Source organism: Enterobacter sp. (genome assembly GCF_977039595.1).
The window spans coordinates 1-19,160 of record NZ_CDRQYH010000027.1; the positions used below are offsets into that span (position 1 = coordinate 1).

General features: G+C 54.8%; 19 protein-coding genes and 3 tRNA genes. 13 read left to right on the plus strand and 9 right to left on the minus strand.

What is annotated here, in order from left to right; genetic code table 11:
• Window positions 1-249: 249 nt before the first annotated feature.
• Window positions 250-708 carry a YbaK/EbsC family protein gene (locus ACWYRJ_RS10425; RefSeq protein WP_149367749.1) on the minus strand — a complete coding sequence of 153 codons (459 nt, stop codon included), beginning with the start codon at window positions 706-708 and terminating at the stop codon, window positions 250-252.
• Between the two features lie 328 nt (window positions 709-1,036).
• Here ACWYRJ_RS10425 and ACWYRJ_RS10430 point away from each other — a divergent pair, with 328 nt between their 5' ends.
• Window positions 1,037-2,383 carry a PTS sugar transporter subunit IIC gene (locus ACWYRJ_RS10430; RefSeq protein ID WP_133293741.1) on the plus strand — a complete coding sequence of 449 codons (1,347 nt, stop codon included), beginning with the start codon at window positions 1,037-1,039 and terminating at the stop codon, window positions 2,381-2,383.
• Window positions 2,384-2,521: 138 nt separating this feature from the next.
• Here the strand turns inward: ACWYRJ_RS10430 and fhuF are convergent, their stop codons facing one another.
• The gene (fhuF, locus tag ACWYRJ_RS10435) at window positions 2,522-3,310 is read right to left on the minus strand and encodes a siderophore-iron reductase FhuF (RefSeq protein ID WP_223581158.1); all 789 of its coding nucleotides are present in this window, start codon (window positions 3,308-3,310) and stop codon (window positions 2,522-2,524) included.
• Between the two features lie 95 nt (window positions 3,311-3,405).
• Entirely contained in the window at window positions 3,406-4,470 is a 1,065-nt protein-coding gene (locus ACWYRJ_RS10440; RefSeq protein WP_029740020.1) for a GGDEF domain-containing protein, read from the minus strand.
• A gap of 215 nt (window positions 4,471-4,685) precedes the next feature.
• Here ACWYRJ_RS10440 and ACWYRJ_RS10445 point away from each other — a divergent pair, with 215 nt between their 5' ends.
• Complete coding sequence (locus tag ACWYRJ_RS10445) at window positions 4,686-4,955, plus strand: DUF1435 domain-containing protein (protein WP_455507836.1); 270 nt, start codon at window positions 4,686-4,688, stop codon at window positions 4,953-4,955.
• Between the two features lie 41 nt (window positions 4,956-4,996).
• Here ACWYRJ_RS10445 and ACWYRJ_RS10450 read toward each other — a convergent pair.
• From ACWYRJ_RS10450 to rsmC, 4 genes are all read right to left on the minus strand, one after another.
• A tRNA-Leu gene (locus tag ACWYRJ_RS10450) sits at window positions 4,997-5,082 on the minus strand.
• Between the two features lie 33 nt (window positions 5,083-5,115).
• Window positions 5,116-5,202: transfer RNA gene (locus ACWYRJ_RS10455), tRNA-Leu, on the minus strand.
• Window positions 5,203-5,230: 28 nt separating this feature from the next.
• A tRNA-Leu gene (locus ACWYRJ_RS10460) sits at window positions 5,231-5,317 on the minus strand.
• Window positions 5,318-5,489: 172 nt separating this feature from the next.
• Window positions 5,490-6,518, minus strand: a complete 1,029-nt coding sequence (gene rsmC / locus ACWYRJ_RS10465; protein WP_455507837.1) for a 16S rRNA (guanine(1207)-N(2))-methyltransferase RsmC — start codon at window positions 6,516-6,518, stop codon at window positions 5,490-5,492.
• Window positions 6,519-6,620: 102 nt separating this feature from the next.
• Between rsmC and ACWYRJ_RS10470 the strand changes: the two genes are divergently transcribed.
• The 8 genes from ACWYRJ_RS10470 (at window position 6,621) to ACWYRJ_RS10505 (ending at window position 12,982) form a co-directional block, all read left to right on the plus strand.
• Window positions 6,621-7,034, plus strand: a complete 414-nt coding sequence (locus tag ACWYRJ_RS10470) for a DNA polymerase III subunit psi (RefSeq protein ID WP_455507838.1) — start codon at window positions 6,621-6,623, stop codon at window positions 7,032-7,034.
• Window positions 7,003-7,446, plus strand: a complete 444-nt coding sequence (rimI, locus tag ACWYRJ_RS10475) for a ribosomal protein S18-alanine N-acetyltransferase (RefSeq protein ID WP_455507839.1) — start codon at window positions 7,003-7,005, stop codon at window positions 7,444-7,446. The genes ACWYRJ_RS10470 and rimI overlap by 32 nt, the downstream gene beginning before the upstream one ends.
• Window positions 7,447-7,465: 19 nt before the next feature.
• Window positions 7,466-8,143: a pyrimidine 5'-nucleotidase gene (yjjG, locus tag ACWYRJ_RS10480; protein WP_023310313.1), complete on the plus strand. Its 678-nt coding sequence runs from the start codon at window positions 7,466-7,468 to the stop codon at window positions 8,141-8,143.
• 91 nt (window positions 8,144-8,234) lie between these two features.
• Complete coding sequence (prfC, locus tag ACWYRJ_RS10485; protein ID WP_008502076.1) at window positions 8,235-9,824, plus strand: peptide chain release factor 3; 1,590 nt, start codon at window positions 8,235-8,237, stop codon at window positions 9,822-9,824.
• 299 nt (window positions 9,825-10,123) lie between these two features.
• On the plus strand, window positions 10,124-10,741 hold the full coding sequence (gene osmY, locus ACWYRJ_RS10490) for a molecular chaperone OsmY (protein ID WP_008502075.1): 618 nt from the start codon (window positions 10,124-10,126) through the stop codon (window positions 10,739-10,741).
• A gap of 127 nt (window positions 10,742-10,868) precedes the next feature.
• Window positions 10,869-11,030, plus strand: coding sequence for a DUF1328 domain-containing protein (locus ACWYRJ_RS10495; protein ID WP_003856556.1), 162 nt, complete (start codon window positions 10,869-10,871; stop codon window positions 11,028-11,030).
• 120 nt (window positions 11,031-11,150) lie between these two features.
• The gene (locus ACWYRJ_RS10500; RefSeq protein WP_058654236.1) at window positions 11,151-12,203 is read left to right on the plus strand and encodes a patatin-like phospholipase family protein; all 1,053 of its coding nucleotides are present in this window, start codon (window positions 11,151-11,153) and stop codon (window positions 12,201-12,203) included.
• On the plus strand, window positions 12,200-12,982 hold the full coding sequence (locus ACWYRJ_RS10505) for a TatD family hydrolase (protein WP_455507840.1): 783 nt from the start codon (window positions 12,200-12,202) through the stop codon (window positions 12,980-12,982). Before ACWYRJ_RS10500 ends, ACWYRJ_RS10505 begins: the two co-directional genes overlap by 4 nt.
• On the opposite strand, the gene ACWYRJ_RS10510 is transcribed toward ACWYRJ_RS10505, so the two are convergent.
• On the minus strand, window positions 12,977-13,837 hold the full coding sequence (locus tag ACWYRJ_RS10510; protein ID WP_455507841.1) for a YjjW family glycine radical enzyme activase: 861 nt from the start codon (window positions 13,835-13,837) through the stop codon (window positions 12,977-12,979). The genes ACWYRJ_RS10505 and ACWYRJ_RS10510 overlap by 6 nt on opposite strands.
• On the minus strand, window positions 13,812-15,359 hold the full coding sequence (locus ACWYRJ_RS10515) for a YjjI family glycine radical enzyme (RefSeq protein WP_455507842.1): 1,548 nt from the start codon (window positions 15,357-15,359) through the stop codon (window positions 13,812-13,814). The genes ACWYRJ_RS10510 and ACWYRJ_RS10515 overlap by 26 nt, the downstream gene beginning before the upstream one ends.
• 262 nt (window positions 15,360-15,621) lie before the next feature.
• Between ACWYRJ_RS10515 and deoC the strand changes: the two genes are divergently transcribed.
• From deoC to deoB, 3 genes are all read left to right on the plus strand, one after another.
• Window positions 15,622-16,401, plus strand: a complete 780-nt coding sequence (gene deoC, locus ACWYRJ_RS10520) for a deoxyribose-phosphate aldolase (protein WP_455507843.1) — start codon at window positions 15,622-15,624, stop codon at window positions 16,399-16,401.
• A 109-nt stretch (window positions 16,402-16,510) separates the two neighbouring features.
• Entirely contained in the window at window positions 16,511-17,833 is a 1,323-nt protein-coding gene (gene deoA / locus ACWYRJ_RS10525; RefSeq protein WP_455507844.1) for a thymidine phosphorylase, read from the plus strand.
• A gap of 52 nt (window positions 17,834-17,885) precedes the next feature.
• On the plus strand, window positions 17,886-19,109 hold the full coding sequence (deoB, locus tag ACWYRJ_RS10530) for a phosphopentomutase (protein ID WP_455507845.1): 1,224 nt from the start codon (window positions 17,886-17,888) through the stop codon (window positions 19,107-19,109).
• Window positions 19,110-19,160: the final 51 nt, after the last annotated feature.

Genomic DNA, 19,160 nt, shown 5'->3' on the forward strand with positions numbered 1-19,160 from the left:
TTTATTGTAGGTGGGCCAGTTGGTGATTTTGAACTTTTGCTTTGCCACGGAACGGTCTGCGTTGTCGGGAAGATACGTGATCTGATCCTTCAACTCAGCAAAAGTTCGATTTATTCAACAAAGCCGGTTGCTTGATGCGGCAGATATTATTACCCACCTTTCGGCAAGAGAACCGCGAAGTTCGACACTTAGCAAGCCGACCTTTTTATAACCTGCCTGTTGCGCGCCAGACAGGCTCTGGCGCATCAATCAGATGCAAACATCCACCCATTTTGCGGAAGTCAGCTCTGCCATTCTGTCAGGTGAGATACGCACAGCGCTGTGAATTGCGCCTGCGGCGGGCAGCACTTCGGCGTACTGCTTTAACGAGACATCGCAGTAAACCGCGAGCGGATTTTCCAGGCCGAACGGGCACACGCCCCCAACGGGATGACCGGTTATGGTCACCACTTCATCACTGCTGAGCATGCGCGCTTTTGCACCAAAGGTGTCTTTTAGCTTTTTGTTATCCAGGCGCGCATCGCCTTTCGCTACCACCAGAATCACCTCATTTTTCACCTTAAGTGACAAGGTCTTGGCGATTTGCCCCGGTTCCACACGGTGGGCGGCAGCAGCCAACGCAACGGTAGCGGTACTCTGGTTAAGTTCAATGACGTCTATATCCGGCGCGTTGTCGGCAAAAAACTGCTGTACAGACTGCAAACTCATTGTTTCCTCCTGACAAATATCCTGCGTAATCTGTCATAAGAATTTATGCTCTGTAAATATCTCTTCAGTAACAAATATACCGAACGGCTGATTTCTGGATCATCTTCACAATCACGGAAACCGGTTACAGTAACCGGTTGCAGAGCGTGATGCGTCGATTAATACTGAGTACGTAACGTCCCCTGTATCTAATAATAAGAGCAAATTATGAAACCATTCCGTCTTAGCAGTACTACTGGTACACAAGCCAGCAAGGTTGTGAAGGTGATTTATGGAACAACGTGCGGCGCAAATGTGCCCGTAACAAACGTCTGACAGGAGATCTGCCATGTCTGCCAACCATGCTGCGTTTAACCTGATATTCCGTTTTGTTGAAAATTACGTCAGCCCGATTGCCGGGCGGATTTCTTCCCAGCGTCATGTGATGGCCATTCGTGATGGGTTCATCTCCGCGATGCCATTCATGATTGTGGGTTCATTTTTGTTAGTGTTCGCATACCCGCCGTTTTCGCCTGATACCACCTGGAGTTTCGCCCGCGCCTGGCTGGATATGGCGAAGCAGTTTGAAGGTCAGATCCTGACGCCGTTTGATATGACGATGGGCATTATGTCCATTTATATCTGTGCGGCCATTGCCTATAACCTTGGCAAACACTATGTCAAATCGCACCAGTTAGACCCGTTTATGTGCGCCATGCTGTCGCTGATGGCATTTCTGCTGGTCGCGGCACCGAAAACCAAAGGCACGCTGCCTGTCGACAGCCTGGGTGGAACGGGGATTTTTACCGCGATTCTGGTGGCGATCTACTGCGTTGAGATGATGCGTTTCCTCAAGGTGCACAACATCGGTATTCGCCTGCCAGACCAGGTACCTCCGATGATCAAAAACTCTTTTGATCTGCTCATCCCTGTGCTGGTGGTGGTCTTGACGCTTTACCCTCTGAGCCTGGTCATTCAGTCTCAGTTCGGCATGCTGATCCCGCAGGCCATTATGTCGGTCTTTAAACCTCTTGTTTCCGCAGCGGATTCCCTGCCTGCGATCCTGCTGGCCGTGTTGATTGGTCATCTGCTGTGGTTCGCCGGGATCCACGGAGCCGCCATCGTCTCCGGGATGCTGCAGATGTTCTGGCTCACGAACCTCGGCGCGAACCAGACCGCTCTGGCCGCCAGCCAGCCTCTGCCGCATATTTTTATGGAGGCGTTCTGGACGTTCTTTATCGTGATTGGCGGCTCGGGCGCCACGATGGGGCTGGTGATTTGCTATCTGCGTAGCCGTTCAGCGCATTTACGCTCTATCGGGCGTTTGAGCGTGGTACCCAGCTTCTTTAACATCAATGAACCTGTCATTTTCGGTACGCCGATTGTGATGAACCCGGTGTTCTTTATTCCGTTCCTGCTGGCACCGATGGTAAATGCCGTGCTGGCCTGGGCGGCGATGACGTTTGATCTGATTGGCCGCGTCATCTCAGTAGTCCCCTGGACAGCACCGGCGCCAATAGGTGCAGCGTGGGCTCTGGGCTGGGATTTCCGCGCGGCTATTCTGGTTGTTGTTCTTGCCTGCGTATCGGCAATCATCTACTTCCCGTTCTTCAAAGTATACGAGAAACAGCTGCTGGAGCAGGAAGCGGAAGAAGCGCAGCGTAACGCGGAAGAGGACAATCAGCAGGTGGCATAGGTAAAAACAAAACGGCAACGCACGTTGCCGTTTTTAGTGTTTTTTCCCTCTCCATGTGGGAGAGAGGCAAGGTGAGAGCATCAGGACGGGCCCGTTTTTAGGTCCGGTAAGCGAACCGCCAGCGGGCAATTCACTGCTCTACTTTAGCGTGCAATCCCCGCACTGCTTAACGTCCGGCAGGCGATAGCGCTGGCAGCAGGTGCGGCGAACCATAAGCCCATCACGGAGCACGACGGTGCGGAATAGCGGGTTGTCACGGCCATCGGAAAGCTGTTTTGCAAAGAAACAGGACTGACGCAGGGCATCAACGTTCTCATCACCAAGCAGAGGCTTCATTTCCGTTAAATACCAGTGGATTAAATAGCCCGTATTGCTCCAGATAAGCTTTGCGTTAATCTCTCCCGTCGCTTCAAGCACTTCCACCACCGGAATCAGGGCCTGGATGATAAGCTGCTCCATACGCTCCTGAGCCGTCAGGCGTTCAGCGTTCTGGTCTTCGTGGAGATCAATCCAGAAACAGGCCGCACGTCCGGTTTCGTGGAACTCGACGTGGAAATTATCCGGCGAGAGTTCCAGCATGCTCTTCTGTGTTAACAGCGCCAGCATCAGCGGTGGCACCATCAGCCCGATATACCACTGCGCCCAGAGAGAGAGCAGGGGTTTATTTTCCCGCGTAAGGGTGGGCTGATTGCGATAGATATGGTCGGAATAGGTAGCCAGCAGAGACTGCAGTTTTGTCGGGTGACGCCACTCTGAGAGCGTCATGGCGTGATTCGGGTGCGCTTCATCAAGCCTGATGAAGTCCAGCAGGTGGGCGCGCGTCTCCGCAATCTTATCCCGTATGGCATCCGCAAGCGAAACATTCCCACTGGTGAGGGGCGCTCGCCAGAGGAGTGGTTCGACGATGTGTGCGGTATGCGTAGCCATAGTATAGATAGAAATCTAAATGATAATGATTGCCAATCCTAACTATTGCTTATACCAATGGCAAGACTTTTGTCCGGGTGACATCGTCGTGATGTTTAAGCCGTCTGCAGCTCTTCACTCAGCAGAATGTTATTGCGCCCCATATGCTTGGCTTCATAGAGGGCTTTGTCCGCTTTTTCCAGCGCGCCTTCTACGTCTTCATCCTCGAAAATGGCAATACCAATGCTGATGGTGACGTTTGTCGCGACGCTCTCGTTAAACAGATGCGGGATTTTCAAATCGTAGACTTTCTGACGGATCCGCTCGGCCGTCTGGCGAGCATGTTCGAGAGAAATATTAGTCAACAGCACCATAAACTCTTCCCCGCCAAAACGCGCCACAATATCGCGGGAACGCACGGCATCGCGGATTGCCGCAGAGACACGCTTCAGCGCCTGGTCGCCCATCATATGGCCATAATGGTCGTTATAGGCTTTGAAGTGATCGATATCCATCAGCAGGACAAAATGCTCGCCATTTTCAACCGTCGGCAGATTCTCCAGACGGCTTTGCAGACCGCGACGATTATAAAGCCCGGTAAGCGGGTCCATCATGCTGAGATCGGTAAGGGTTTCTCGCTCTTCCAGAAGACGTGAGAGCAGCTCCTGAGCAAAACGGTCGTTACGTGTTTGCAAAATGTTATGAATAGCAATTGCCACCACAGGAAGTGCGAAAGAATAGGTCATTCTCAGCCATATATCATGATCGCTTAACCACAGGCAGACAATAAACGTAGGCAGTGAATGCAGCGTAAAGGCTTTGATATTACTGGCGAATGCCAGCGTTCCGATAAAAAGCACCGTTAATAGGGCGATTAACAAATACGTCGCGTGATCGTGGGTAATTAAGGCGAATTTAGACACAATTTGCCAGGCCCACAAAATACCGAATATCCCTGAAACAACAGGAATATTTATCTTCCGCGCGCGCTTTCTCCAGTGCCAGACGAACAGACCGGTGCTGATGGAGAAAATAGCAATAAGTGGGGCTGATAACAGGCGTACAGAATTGAGCGGATTTGTTACCGAGAACACTGCCGAGGTTGCGTTCAGAAATAAAAATAAACGTAACGACAATTGATATTTTCTGTGAACCAAAGACCGCCAGGATTGTGATGTCATAGTCGTGCGTTTTTATTAAAATTTAATTAAAACAAATAAGTAGGTGCTGTATCGCAATAAAATATGAAAAAAAATCAAAGAGTAATTATCAGAAAATCTTTAGATGTTGTTAACAGGTGTGCAATTTATCACCTTAGGCAATTCCTGTCATTACGGGAAAGGTAAAGGACGATGGATTTTGATTCATTCAGCTGACAAATGATAATCCGTGTCATATGATATTGGTTATCATTATCGTTTTTAGAGGGCAGAGCATGTTGAACAGGGCGCTTGGCAGTGGTTGGGGGGTATTGCTACCGGGAGCCATTCTCTGCGGGTTGATGTTTGCCGATCTCTCCCTTGATACATGGAAAGCGATCATTGTGTCAGGACTGTTAGTCACGTCAGGCATGATCTGGCATAAGCAACTGCGGCACTTTGTTTTACTACCATCATGTGTAGCACTGGTCAGTGGAATTCTGGTGATACTGATGAGCTTGAAATAACAGGGAAAAGAAGAGGAACTACAGAAGGGATGTAAGATAATTGGTGCGAGGGGGGGGACTCGAACCCCCACATCCTAAGGACACTAACACCTGAAGCTAGCGCGTCTACCAATTCCGCCACCTTCGCACAGTCATCTTACTATTGTTGATATCGCCTCGTTGGTGCGAGGGGGGGGACTCGAACCCCCACATCCGTAAGGACACTAACACCTGAAGCTAGCGCGTCTACCAATTCCGCCACCTTCGCCCAGTGCGAGCAATATCATTGTGATTTATGGTGCGAGGGGGGGGACTCGAACCCCCACATCCGTAAGGACACTAACACCTGAAGCTAGCGCGTCTACCAATTCCGCCACCTTCGCATACCATCGATACTGTAAAAGTATCGTAACCACGGAGGCGCATTCTAGATGTTTTCAGCTTTACGTCAACAGAAAAGTGCGCGCGACGCCTTGATTGCTGCAAAAATGGCCGATGCAGATGCCATGCGGAGCCGGATGGTGCTTGCACTTATCCGGCCTGCATGAGTGGAGATTACTTTTTGGCCTGACGCGTCATCACGGTACGGTAGACCTTAAAGCGGCCGGTCTGGGCGATCACTTCGTGGAAACCGAAGGTTTCGTCCAGCACTTTCGGGTACGCCAGGAAGGCGTTCGCGACAATACGCAGCTCACCGCCGCTGTTGAGGTGACGGACCGCGCCACGGATTAGCGTTTGCGCGGCTTCCAGGCTGGTCTCCATGCCGTCGTGGAACGGCGGGTTAGAGATGATCATGTCGAAGCGACCGGTGACGTCGGAGAAGACGTTGCTGGCAATCACCTCGCCTTCAATACCGTTTGCGACAAGCGTTGCGCGGCTGGCTTCTACCGCCGGAGCGCTCACGTCACACAGGGTTAAGCGCACTTTTGGTGAATGGCTGGCGAGCACGGTAGAGAGCACGCCCGCGCCGCATCCCACGTCCAGCACTTTGCCTTTGGTGTGCGGCGTCAGGGTGGAGAGCAACAGCTTGCTGCCCGTATCCAGCGCGTCGCGGCTGAACACGCCCGGCAGGGTTTTGATGGTCAGGCCGTCAAGCTGGTACTCGTCCCAGTAAGCCTGGGGATCAAACGTTGTCTGTTTTTCCAGACGGCCATGGTACAGACCACAGCGGCGAGCGCTGTCGACTTTATTCAACGGCGCGTAGCCTTCCAGCATCTGTTCAGCGCTACGCACGCCGCTGCGGTTTTCACCGACCACGAAAATATCGCAGCCGACCGGCAGCAGGGAGAGCAGGTTCATCAGCTGGAACTGGGCTTCAGGTTTATTCTTCGGCCAGTAGTAGATCAGCGTATCGCAGTCGGCAATATCGCTCTGCTCTGCCACCAGGCTAAAGCGCGCGCGCTCTCCCATCTGGCGGCTCAGCACCTGCCAGTGGTGGTAGTATTGGGTATGGGCACGGCTTTCAGCACAGTCGAAACGCGCAGGCAGGTCATCCTGCATATCTCCGGCAAACAGAATACGGCTTTCTTCGAAATCATCACTGTGACGCAGCAAGACTTCACTTGCCGGGGTAAATGCAGACATGAATTGTTCCTCAATAAACTCAGGCGGGGATTATAGTAGGTAGATGGCGCACTTTCGACACATTTGCTATATTTGCGCGCCTGAGAGACAGGAGTTTTCCCTATGACATCCCGACGAGACTGGCAGTTGCAGCAGCTGGGCATTACCCAGTGGGCTTTGCGTCGCCCGACGGCGTTGCAGGGCGAAATCGCCATCTCCATCCCGGCGCACGTTCGTCTGGTGATGGTGGCAGAAGAACTGCCTGCCCTGAATGACCCCCTGATCGGTGATGTCCTTCGCAGCCTGAAGCTGACGGCCGACCAGGTTTTACCGCTGACGCCAGAGCGTGTCGCGATGCTGCCTCCTGATAGCCGCTGTAACATCTGGCGTATCGGAGAGGCAAATGAGATCTCTCTTCAGGGGAGCCAGATCTGCTCGCCAGCGCTGGACGAACTGAAAGCCAACCCAAAAGCGCGCAGCGCGCTATGGCAACAAATCTGCGAATATGAACACGATTTCTTCCCTCACGACGCCTGACCTGTCCACCGCGTTCGCGATTGAAACACGCGCCCACGCGTTTCCGTGGAGCGAAAAAGCTTTCGCCAGCAATCAGGGCGAACGGTATCTGAACTACCGCCTGGACGTTGACGGCACCATGGCCGCCTTCGCGATCACGCAGGTTGTTCTTGATGAAGCGACGCTGTTTAATATCGCGGTTGATCCCGCGTTTCAGCGCCGTGGGCTGGGAAGAGAACTGCTTGAGCACCTCATCCGTGAGCTCGAAACCCGTGACGTTTTCACCCTGTGGCTGGAGGTGCGCGCGTCGAATGTCGCCGCCATCGCGCTCTATCAAAGCTTAGGCTTTAACGAGGCGACAATCCGCCGTAACTACTACCCCACCGCAGAGGGACGTGAAGACGCCATTATCATGGCTCTGCCGATTGGATAACGAATATAAGGTTGTAACGATGAAATGGGACTGGATTTTCTTTGATGCCGACGAAACGCTGTTTACGTTTGATTCGTTCGGCGGCCTGCAGCGGATGTTTCTCGACTATAGCGTGACCTTCACCGCTGAAGATTTTCAGGACTATCAGGCGGTAAATAAGCCGCTGTGGGTGGATTACCAGAACGGTGCCATCACCGCGTTACAGCTTCAGCACCAGCGCTTTGACGTCTGGGCGGAACGCTTAAAGGTCAGTCCGGGGACGCTGAACGATGCGTTCCTGAACGCGATGGCCGATATCTGTGCACCGCTGCCGGGCGCGGTTTCCCTGCTGAATGCGTTGAAAGGCAAGGTGAAACTGGGGATCATCACCAACGGTTTTACCGCCCTGCAGCAGATCCGCCTTGAGCGCACCGGCCTGCGCGATCATTTCGACGCGCTGGTGATCTCGGAAGAGGTTGGCGTGCCGAAGCCGGATCCGCGTATTTTCGACTACGCGCTGGCGCAGGCCGGAAATCCCGACCGCGATCGCGTCCTGATGGTGGGTGATACGGCAGAGTCAGATATCCTGGGCGGCATGAAGTCAGGTCTGTCAACCGTGTGGCTCAACGCGCATGGCCGCGTGAAGCCTGAAGGCATCGAGCCGACCTGGACCGTCACGTCGTTGAACGAACTGGAGCAACTCCTGTGTAAACAATGATTGCCTGCCCCCCGTTGATGGGTAAAATAGCCGCAATTTTGTATTCCATGATGCGTGGCGTGCTGCCGCGCTAATAAAAGAAGATTTAATTATGACGTTGTCTCCTTATCTGCAAGAGGTGGCCAAGCGCCGCACTTTTGCCATTATCTCTCACCCGGATGCCGGTAAAACGACCATCACCGAGAAGGTGTTGCTGTTCGGACAGGCGATCCAGACTGCGGGTACCGTTAAAGGCCGTGGCTCCAGCCAGCATGCAAAATCCGACTGGATGGAGATGGAAAAACAGCGTGGTATTTCGATTACCACCTCCGTGATGCAGTTCCCGTATCACGACTGCCTGGTGAACCTGCTGGACACCCCGGGCCACGAAGACTTCTCCGAAGATACCTACCGTACCCTGACGGCGGTGGACTGCTGCCTGATGGTGATCGACGCCGCGAAAGGTGTAGAAGACAGGACACGTAAGCTGATGGAAGTCACCCGTCTGCGCGATACGCCGATCCTCACCTTTATGAACAAGCTTGACCGTGACATCCGCGATCCGATGGAGCTGATGGATGAAGTGGAAAACGAGCTGAAGATCGCCTGTGCGCCAATCACCTGGCCGATTGGCTGCGGTAAGCTGTTCAAAGGGGTTTATCACCTCTATAAAGACGAAACTTACCTGTATCAGACCGGTAAAGGCCACACCATTCAGGAAGTGCGCATTGTTAAAGGTCTGGACAACCCGGATCTGGACGCTGCGGTTGGCGAAGAGCTGGCCGCGCAGCTGCGCGACGAGCTGGAGCTGGTGAAGGGCGCGTCTCACGAATTCGACAAAGAGCTGTTCCTGAGCGGCGAAATTACCCCAGTCTTCTTCGGTACCGCACTGGGTAACTTCGGCGTTGACCACATGCTCGACGGTCTGGTGGAGTGGGCGCCGCAGCCGATGCCGCGCAAAACCGACACCCGTGAAGTGGAAGCAAAAGAAGAGAAGTTCACCGGTTTCGTGTTTAAGATTCAGGCCAACATGGATCCGAAACACCGTGACCGCGTGGCCTTTATGCGCGTGGTGTCCGGTAAATATGAAAAGGGCATGAAGCTGCGCCAGGTGCGTATCGGGAAAGACGTTGTCATCTCCGACGCGCTGACCTTTATGGCGGGTGACCGTTCGCACGTTGAAGAGGCCTATCCGGGCGACATCATCGGGCTGCACAACCACGGCACCATCCAGATCGGTGATACCTTCACCCAGGGCGAAATGATGAAGTTCACCGGTATTCCGAACTTCGCGCCAGAACTGTTCCGTCGTATTCGTCTGCGCGATCCGCTTAAGCAGAAACAGCTGCTGAAAGGCCTGGTTCAACTCTCTGAAGAGGGTGCCGTGCAGGTGTTCCGCCCAATCGCGAATAACGATCTGATTGTTGGCGCGGTCGGCGTGCTGCAGTTTGACGTGGTCGTTGCGCGTCTGAAGAGCGAGTACAACGTGGAGGCGATTTACGAATCGGTGAACGTCGCGACCGCGCGCTGGGTTGAGTGTTCTGACGTGAAGAAATTCGAAGAATTTAAGCGTAAGAATGAAGTCCAGCTGGCGCTGGATGGCGGCGATAACCTGACCTATATCGCGCCAACGATGGTGAACCTGAACCTGACGCAGGAACGTTACCCTGACGTTCAGTTCCGTAAAACCCGCGAGCACTAATCCCCTCTCTGAGCACGGGTCCCGCCGTGCTCTTCTTTAATTCCTGTCTTATTAATCCCTTGCGGAATGTTCTTAATTCAACGCAATTTCACGCTATTCGCGCGTTTTTTGCCCAATTCTGAAAGCGGCTCTGTGAGAGTGATCTATATTTAACTCAGTGTTTAACACCGGGCATGGATAAATTAACTGTTCAATGCATGACTTTAGGTTATCCATTTTGCCCGCGTGTTTATTCGCAATATATAAAACTACTAAGGAAGTATGCAGCCCGAATAACGGGTCAACACAGGAATAGATCGATGAATATGACAAGACTGAAGATTTCTAAAACTCTGCTGGCTGTAACTCTGGGTAGCGTTCTGGTGAGCGGCTCCGCCCTGGCGGAAAGCAGCACCATGGATAAAGCACAATCCACGGCCGATAGCGCAGGGCAAAAAATCGATAGCTCTATGAATAAAGTCGGCAATTTCATGGATGACAGCTCAATCACAGCAAAAGTGAAAGCCGCACTGGTGGATGATGAAGCCATTAAGAGCACCGACATTTCCGTTAAGACCGACAAAAAAGTGGTCACGCTGAGCGGCTTTGTCGAAAGCCAGGCTCAGGCTGAACAGGCGGTAAAAGTGGCGAAGGGCGTCGAAGGTGTCGCCTCCGTCAGCGATAAGCTGCACGTCCGTGACGGCAAAAACGCGTCGGTGAAAGGTTATGCCGGTGATGCTGCCACCACTAGCGAAATCAAAGCTAAACTTTTAGCGGATGACATCGTGCCGTCCCGTAAGGTGAAAGTAGAAACCACCGATGGCGTGGTTCAGCTTTCCGGTACGGTAGATTCGCAGGCGCAAAGTGAACGTGCCGAGTCCATCGCGAAAGCGATTGACGGTGTGAAAAGCGTTAAAAACGATCTGAAAACGAAGTAAATCTTGACCATTCGCCCGTCTGGCTAACACCAGCGGGCGAAATAAGAACGACTCTGGAAAAACGCCGGTGAGTGACCTGAGCGCTCACGTTTAGCGGCCGACATTAACTATGGTAAAGGAGAAGCTTATGTTTCGTTGGGGCATTATATTTCTGGTTATCGCGTTAATTGCCGCCGCATTGGGCTTTGGTGGACTGGCAGGTACAGCGGCATGGGCAGCTAAAATTGTCTTCGTTGTGGGTATTATTCTGTTCCTGGTCAGCCTGTTTACGGGACGTCGACGTCCATAGAAAACGCAATATTCCTTCAACAAAATAAAGCCAGTCACTGTGACTGGCTTTTTCTTATTTGCGGAACAGGTCGGGTGCGTTACTGTGGTGTTATAAAATAATCAAAACAGGAAAGCAGAGGTGGGGCAACGAATTCCCGTTACGCTCGGCAATATTGCGCCGCTGACGTTAAAGCCGTTTCGCGCAGGTCAACTCGCGCTGGTCTGCGAGGGTGGCGGACAGCGCGGCATTTTCACCGCCGGCGTGCTGGATGAATTTATGCGCGCGCAGTTCAACCCGTTTGACCTTTACTTCGGCACCTCTGCCGGCGCGCAGAATCTCTCTGCCTATGTCTGTAACCAGCCCGGCTACGCGCGAAAGGTCATTATGCGCTACACCACGGCGAAAGAATTTTTTAACCCGGTGCGCTTTGTGCGCGGCGGCAACCTGATCGATCTCGACTGGCTGCTGGAGTCGACCTCCAGCCAGATGCCGCTGGCCATGGATACTGCCGCCCGTCTGTTTGATAGCGGCAAAGAATTCTGGATGTGCGCCAGCCGGGGCGATGACTATTCGCCGGGCTATTTTTCTCCTCAAAAGGAGAACTGGCTGGACATCATCCGCGCCTCCAGCGCGATCCCCGGCTTTTATCGTACCGGCGCCCTGCTGGACGGTATTAGCTATCTTGACGGCGGGATCAGTGACGCGGTGCCGGTGCAGGAAGCCGCCCGTCGCGGGGCGAAAACCATCGTGGTGATCCGTACCGTGCCGTCGCAAATGTATTACACCCCGCAGTGGTTTAAGCGGATGGAGCGCTGGCTGGGCGACAGCAGCCTCCAGCCGCTGGTGAACATCGCGAAGCAGCATGAAACAACCTACGGCGCGATGCAGCGATTCATTGAAAAGCCGCCGGGTAAGCTGCGTATTTTTGAAATTTATCCGCCTAAGCCGCTGCTGAGCATGGCGCTGGGCAGTCGCGTTCCTGCGCTGCGTATGGATTACAAAACGGGGCGGCTGTGCGGACGCTACTTCCTGGCGACGGTGGGTAAAATGCTGGCAGAGCAACCGCCGCTTCATCGCCATAAACGCATTATTACGCCGCCTGCGGTTGTCGCTAACGACGCTCTGACGGTGCCGCTTGTGGATATTCCGCAGGCGAATGACGCTTTACTGGATAACGAGGATCTGGCGTGACGCACCGCTTTATTGATACCCACTGCCACTTCGATTTCCCGCCGTTTACGGGAGATGAAGAACACAGTATTGCGAAAGCGGCCGAGGCAGGCGTTCAGGCCATCATTGTGCCTTCAGTGGAAGCGGCTTACTTTTCCCGCGTGCTGGATCTTTCCATGCGGCACTCCGCACTCTATGCCGCGCTCGGCCTGCATCCGATTGTGATTGAGCGACATCGGGATGAGAACATTGAGGGACTTGATGAGATCGTGCAGACCGCAGGCGACAAGCTTGTCGCCATCGGGGAGATCGGCCTCGATCTTTATCGCGAGGATCCGCAGTTTGAGCGCCAGCAGACGATCCTCGACGCGCAGCTCAGGCTGGCGAAGCGCCACGATCTGCCGGTGATCCTCCACTCAAGACGCACGCACGATAAGCTGGCGATGCACCTGAAACGCATCGATCTGCCGCGCAGGGGCGTCGTGCATGGTTTCTCCGGCAGCCTGCAGCAGGCGCAGCGCTTTATCGAACTGGGCTACAAAATTGGTGTAGGTGGCACCATCACCTATCCCCGGGCCAGTAAAACCCGGGACGTAATGGCACAGTTGCCGCTGTCGGCGCTTCTGCTGGAAACCGACGCGCCTGACATGCCATTGAATGGTTTTCAGGGCCAGCCAAATCGTCCGGAGCAGGCGGCACGCGTGTTTACCACCCTGTGTGAACTGCGAAAGGAGCCAGAAGAGGTGATTGCCGACGCGCTGCTGGAAAATACCCGTTTGGTATTTGGCATCACGCTATAGATAAAGCGCCGGGCGGATCACCGTTATCTTCTGTTTTTCCAGTGCCCGCGCCAGCGGTTCAACGTCCTCGGGCGTGGCGCTGCGCCATGACGCCGCCTCGCCGTACACGCCGTGCGCATGAAACGCATTGAGGCGTACCGGCACGTTTCCCAGCCCGTGGATAAACGTCGTCAGCGGCTTGAGGTGTTCCAGATAGTCACACTGCCCCGGAATCACCAGCAGGCGGAGCTCCGTCAAACGGCGACGATCTGCCAGCCAGCGGATGCTCTGCTTGATCTGCGGATTGTCGCGCCCGGTCAGGAAGCGATGGTGCTCGTTACCCCACGCCTTGAGATCCAGCATCGCGCCATCCAGTACCGGCAGCAGCTTTTGCCAGCCGGTTTCGCTTAACAAGCCGTTGCTGTCTACCAGGCAGGTCAGATGATGCAGGGCGGGATCGGCTTTGATCGCGGTGAACAGCGTTACTAAAAACGGCAGTTGCGTTGTGGCTTCTCCACCGCTTACGGTGATCCCCTCTATAAACGGTGCAGATTTGCGGACCTGAGCGAGGATCTCCTCCACGCTCAGGCGGTGCGCCATAGGCGTTGCCTGCTGCTGGCACAGGCGCAGGCAGGTGTCGCACTGGTGGCAGTTGCTCTCCTGCCACCAGACGCGTCCCGCATGCATAATCAGCGCGTCGTGCGGGCAGTGGGGCACGCAGTCCCCGCAGTCGTTGCAGCGGCCGATCGTCCACGGGTTGTGGCAGGTTTTACAGCGCAGGTTGCAGCCCTGCAGGAACAGTGCCAGGCGGCTGCCCGGCCCGTCTACGCAGGAAAAAGGAATGACCTGACTAACTAAAGCGCATCTGCTGTTCATGGCTAATCACGCGAGGCTGACGTTCCAGAATACGGGTATTACGTGCGGCTTCTTCACCCAGCCACGTGGTGTTCGTTCTCGACCCTGCTTCGCGGTATTTCTCCAGATCCGATAGCCGTACCATATACCCGGTTACGCGCACCAGATCGTTACCCGCTACGTTGGCGGTAAACTCACGCATACCCGCCCTGAACGCGCCCAGGCACAGCTGAACCACCGCCTGCGGGTTGCGTTTTACTGTTTCATCCAGCGTCAGAATATCGCTTATCCCGGAAGAGTAGTGCTTGTGATGGGGAGCCACCGCCAGCAGGTGGCTGATGGGATCCGGCTCGTCGCCGTAGGGCAGGCGCGCGCCTGGCGTGGTACCCGAATCGGAGCTGATCCCCGACTGGGCATGAAGCATCGCGCGCTGCTTCCAGGCGTGCTTCACCGGCGTGTTTTCGACAAACGCCGCAAGCTGTTCGCTGATGCGATAGCCCAGCGCGTTGGCCTGTTCATCCTTTCCGTAGCGTCCCGCTATTCCTGCTTTCTCACAGAGCGCGTTTACCGCTTCCGCTAGGCCGTACATGCCAAACATCGGCACAAACCGATCGGCATCAATCAGCCCCTCTTTCACCAGGAAGCTATTCTCAAAGAAGCCAGATTGCTCGTACAGGAAACCGCAGCGTGCATCGATGATGGCCATTTGCTGCTGGCAGTAGTGCGGGAGCGTGCGGGTGAAGAAGTCTTCAATGGATGTGCTACGTTCAGCAATGGCTTTGAGGTTAAGGCGCACCAGGGTGCTGCCACCGCCTTCAAGCGGAAGGGAGTTGTAACAGCTCACCACGCCGTAACGGCCTTTTGTGAAAATTTTATCATTCACCGGGCCATAAGAAATATGAGGTTTGCTGCATTCACATATGTTTTTCGCCACCTCAAGCAGCAAATCATCCGGGGTGATATCCGGATCGTAGATAAAGGTCAGGTTTGGCGCTACCTGCTTCAGCTCTGCATCGGCCCGCAAAATGGCACGGGTGATGGGGCCGTCAGCAGGCCCGATGTTTGCGTGCATAAACGCATCGGGCAGCGTACGGTCGAGATAGCGCCAGAAACGTTTTATTCGGCTATCGATCTCTTCTTGTGTTAGAATTATAACATAAGGTTGCAGCAACGCATCAAGCTGACCGAGATAGACCGGCATCGATGTGACGGACGGAACATGATGGTAGAGGATGGTTAACAGCGAGAGGGCATCGTCGAGATCTTTTGCCCCTTCCAGCTCAAGCCATTCTGAACCATTAGCCAGAAATTTTGCGTAATCCGGCAGAACGTAACGGGGTTTGTAAGGCGCATGGCCTTCGAACATGTCGCAGATAAACCCCTCGTCCAGCGCGGCGCGCGCAGCTTCAGGGAGTGCCGGATACGGCAGGTTGTTTTCCGCTTCCAGCGCCAGAAAATGACGTTTTTGTCCCGGGGTTAACACCGGGCTTGTCACAATCTGCTGGCAACGTTGCTGCAGGGCGTCGGGGCTGGAGTGGGGCATATTCGCTTCCTTGAATGTTCTGCGGATGATGAACGGATTGTAGAAAGCCTGCCTGTTGGCGCTTTTGATCCCACAGGGGGTATTGCTGCTTTAGTCGGCAATCTCCCTACTAAAGTTTGAAGAAGATCTCATTACAGTAATGCAAATTTGTATGCAGTTTTCATTAACTGTGATGAATGTCGAAGTGTGGATGCGGGTGAATGTTAGAATACTCACAGACCCGCAAGGTAAAATTTATACGGCACTGCCGTTGGAGAAAGTTATGACCGATTTAACTGCAAGCAGCCTGCGCGCGTTGAAACTGATGGACCTGACCACCCTGAACGATGACGACACTAATGAGAAAGTCATCGCCCTGTGCCATCAGGCGAAAACGCCAGTGGGTAATACCGCAGCCGTTTGTATTTACCCGCGCTTTATCCCGATTGCCCGTAAGACGCTGAAAGAGCAGGGCACCCCGGACGTGCGCATTGCAACCGTAACTAACTTCCCGCACGGCAACGACGATATCGACATTGCGCTGGCAGAAACCCGCGCGGCAATTGCCTACGGCGCAGACGAAGTTGACGTGGTGTTCCCGTACCGCACGCTGATCGCCGGTAACGAGCAGGTCGGTTTTGACCTGGTGAAAGCCTGTAAAGACGCGTGTGCGGCGGCAAACGTGCTGCTGAAAGTGATCATCGAAACCGGCGAGCTGAAAGAAGAAGCGCTGATTCGTAAGGCGTCTGAAATCTCCATCAAAGCCGGTGCGGATTTCATTAAAACCTCTACCGGTAAAGTACCGGTGAATGCGACCCCGGAAAGCGCGCGCATCATGATGGAAGTGATCCGCGACATGGGCGTGTCCAAAACCGTTGGTTTCAAACCTGCGGGCGGCGTGCGTACCGCGGAAGACGCGCAGCAGTTCCTGGCGATTGCCGACGAGCTGTTTGGCGCCGACTGGGCCGATTCCCGTCACTACCGCTTCGGCGCCTCCAGCCTGCTGGCCAGCCTGCTGAAAGCGCTGGGTCACGGCGACGGTAAGAGCGCAAGCAGCTACTGATTGCCATACAACGCCGGATGACGCTTCGCTTATCCGGCCTACAGGATCGTAGGGCGGGTAAGCGTAACGCCACCCGCCACAACTCCCCCGATTCCGCATGGAGGTTACCGTGTTTCTCGCACAAGAAATTATTCGTAAAAAACGTGATGGTCATGCATTAAGCGACGAAGAGATCCGCTTCTTCATCAACGGCATTCGTGATAACACCGTCTCAGAAGGGCAGATTGCGGCTCTGGCGATGACCATTTTCTTCCACGATATGTCGATGCCTGAGCGCGTGTCGCTGACCATGGCGATGCGAGATTCAGGAACCGTTCTGGACTGGAAAAGCCTCAACCTTAATGGCCCGATTGTGGATAAACACTCCACCGGCGGCGTGGGCGACGTGACCTCCCTGATGCTCGGCCCTATGGTGGCAGCCTGTGGCGGTTACATCCCGATGATCTCCGGACGCGGCCTGGGCCACACCGGCGGTACGCTCGACAAACTGGAAGCCATTCCGGGCTTCGATATCTTCCCGGACGACAACCGCTTCCGCGACATTATTAAAGACGTTGGTGTGGCGATTATCGGCCAGACCAGCTCTCTTGCTCCGGCAGACAAGCGTTTCTACGCGACCCGCGACATCACCGCGACCGTTGACTCCATCCCGCTGATCACCGCCTCTATCCTGGCGAAGAAGCTGGCGGAAGGGCTGGATGCGCTGGTGATGGACGTGAAGGTGGGCAGCGGCGCCTTTATGCCAACCTATGAACTCTCTGCGCAGCTTGCCGAAGCGATCGTTGGCGTCTCCAACGGCGCGGGCGTGCGCACCACCGCACTGCTCACCGACATGAACCAGGTGCTGGCGTCCAGCGCCGGTAACGCAGTCGAAGTGCGTGAAGCGGTGCAGTTCCTGACCGGTGAATACCGCAACCCGCGTCTGTTTGACGTGACCATGGCGCTGTGCGTTGAGATGTTAATCTCCGGCAAGCTGGCCAAAGACGATGCGGAAGCGCGCGCGAAACTGCAGGCGGTGCTGGATAACGGCAAAGCGGCGGAGATCTTCGGCCGCATGGTCGCGGCGCAAAAAGGCCCGACAGACTTCGTCGAAAACTACGCGAAGTACCTGCCAACCGCGACGCTCAGCAAAGCGGTGTATGCCGATAGCGAAGGGTTTGTCTCCGCCATGGACACCCGTGCCCTCGGCATGGCGGTGGTCTCAATGGGCGGCGGCCGTCGTCAGGCCTCAGACACCATTGATTACAGCGTCGGCTTTACCGATATGGCCCGTCTGGGCGACAGCGTTGACGGCCAACGTCCGCTGGCGGTGATCCACGCCAAAGACGAAGCCAGCTGGCAGGAAGCGGCGAAAGCGGTGAAGGCGGCCATCACGCTTGACGATAAAGCACCGGAAACCACACCGACTGTCTATCGCCGTATCACCGAATAGCGGTATACTGATCTGATCGATAATTTTTAAGCACTACGTACGGAGAACAATTATGAAACGTGCATTTATTATGGTGCTGGACTCATTCGGCATCGGCGCAACCGAAGATGCAGAACGTTTTGGTGACGTGGGTTCCGATACCATGGGTCACATCGCGGAAGCCTGTGCGAAAGGCGAAGCGGACAACGGTCGTAAAGGCCCTCTGACTCTACCTAACCTGACCCGCCTCGGGCTGGTGAAAGCGCATGAAGGCTCTACCGGTAAAATCGCAGCCGGTATGGACGGCAACGCGGAAGTCGTGGGCGCCTACGCCTGGGCGCACGAGCTCTCCTCCGGTAAAGACACCCCGTCTGGTCACTGGGAAATTGCCGGTGTGCCGGTGCTGTTCGACTGGGGGTACTTCTCCGATCACGAGAACAGCTTCCCGCAGGAGCTGCTCGATAAGCTGGTGAAGCGTGCCAACCTGCCGGGTTACCTCGGCAACTGCCACTCTTCCGGTACCGTGATTCTGGATCAGCTCGGCGAAGAGCACATGAAAACCGGCAAGCCGATTTTCTACACTTCTGCTGACTCCGTGTTCCAGATTGCGTGCCATGAAGAAACGTATGGCCTGGATAAACTCTACGAGCTGTGCGAAATCGCCCGTGAAGAGCTGACCGAAGGCGGCTACAACATTGGGCGCGTGATCGCGCGTCCGTTTATCGGCGACAAAGCGGGTAACTTCCAGCGTACCGGTAACCGTCACGATCTGGCCGTTGAGCCGCCGGCGCCAACCGTGCTGCAGAAGCTGGTTGAAGAGAAGGACGGTCACGTGGTGTCCGTGGGTAAAATCGCGGATATCTACGCTAACTGCGGCATCACCAAAAAGGTCAAAGCGACCGGTCTGGATGCGCTGTTCGATGCCACCATCAAAGAGATGAAAGAAGCGGGCGACAACACCATTGTCTTCACCAACTTCGTGGACTTCGACTCCTCCTGGGGTCACCGTCGCGACGTCGCGGGTTATGCTGCGGGTCTTGAGCTGTTCGACCGCCGTCTGCCGGAGCTGATGGAGCTGGTGGGTGAAGATGACATTCTGATCCTGACCGCGGACCACGGCTGTGACCCAACCTGGACCGGTACCGACCACACCCGCGAGCACATTCCGGTGCTGGTGTACGGCCCGAAAGTGAAGCCGGGCTCGCTGGGGCACCGTGAAACCTTCGCGGACATCGGCCAGACTATCGCCAAATACTTTGGTACGTCTGACATGGAATATGGCAAGGCCATGTTCTGAATCATGTAGGGTGAGGTCTGATGCCCTCACCCCAGCCCTCTCCCTGCGGGA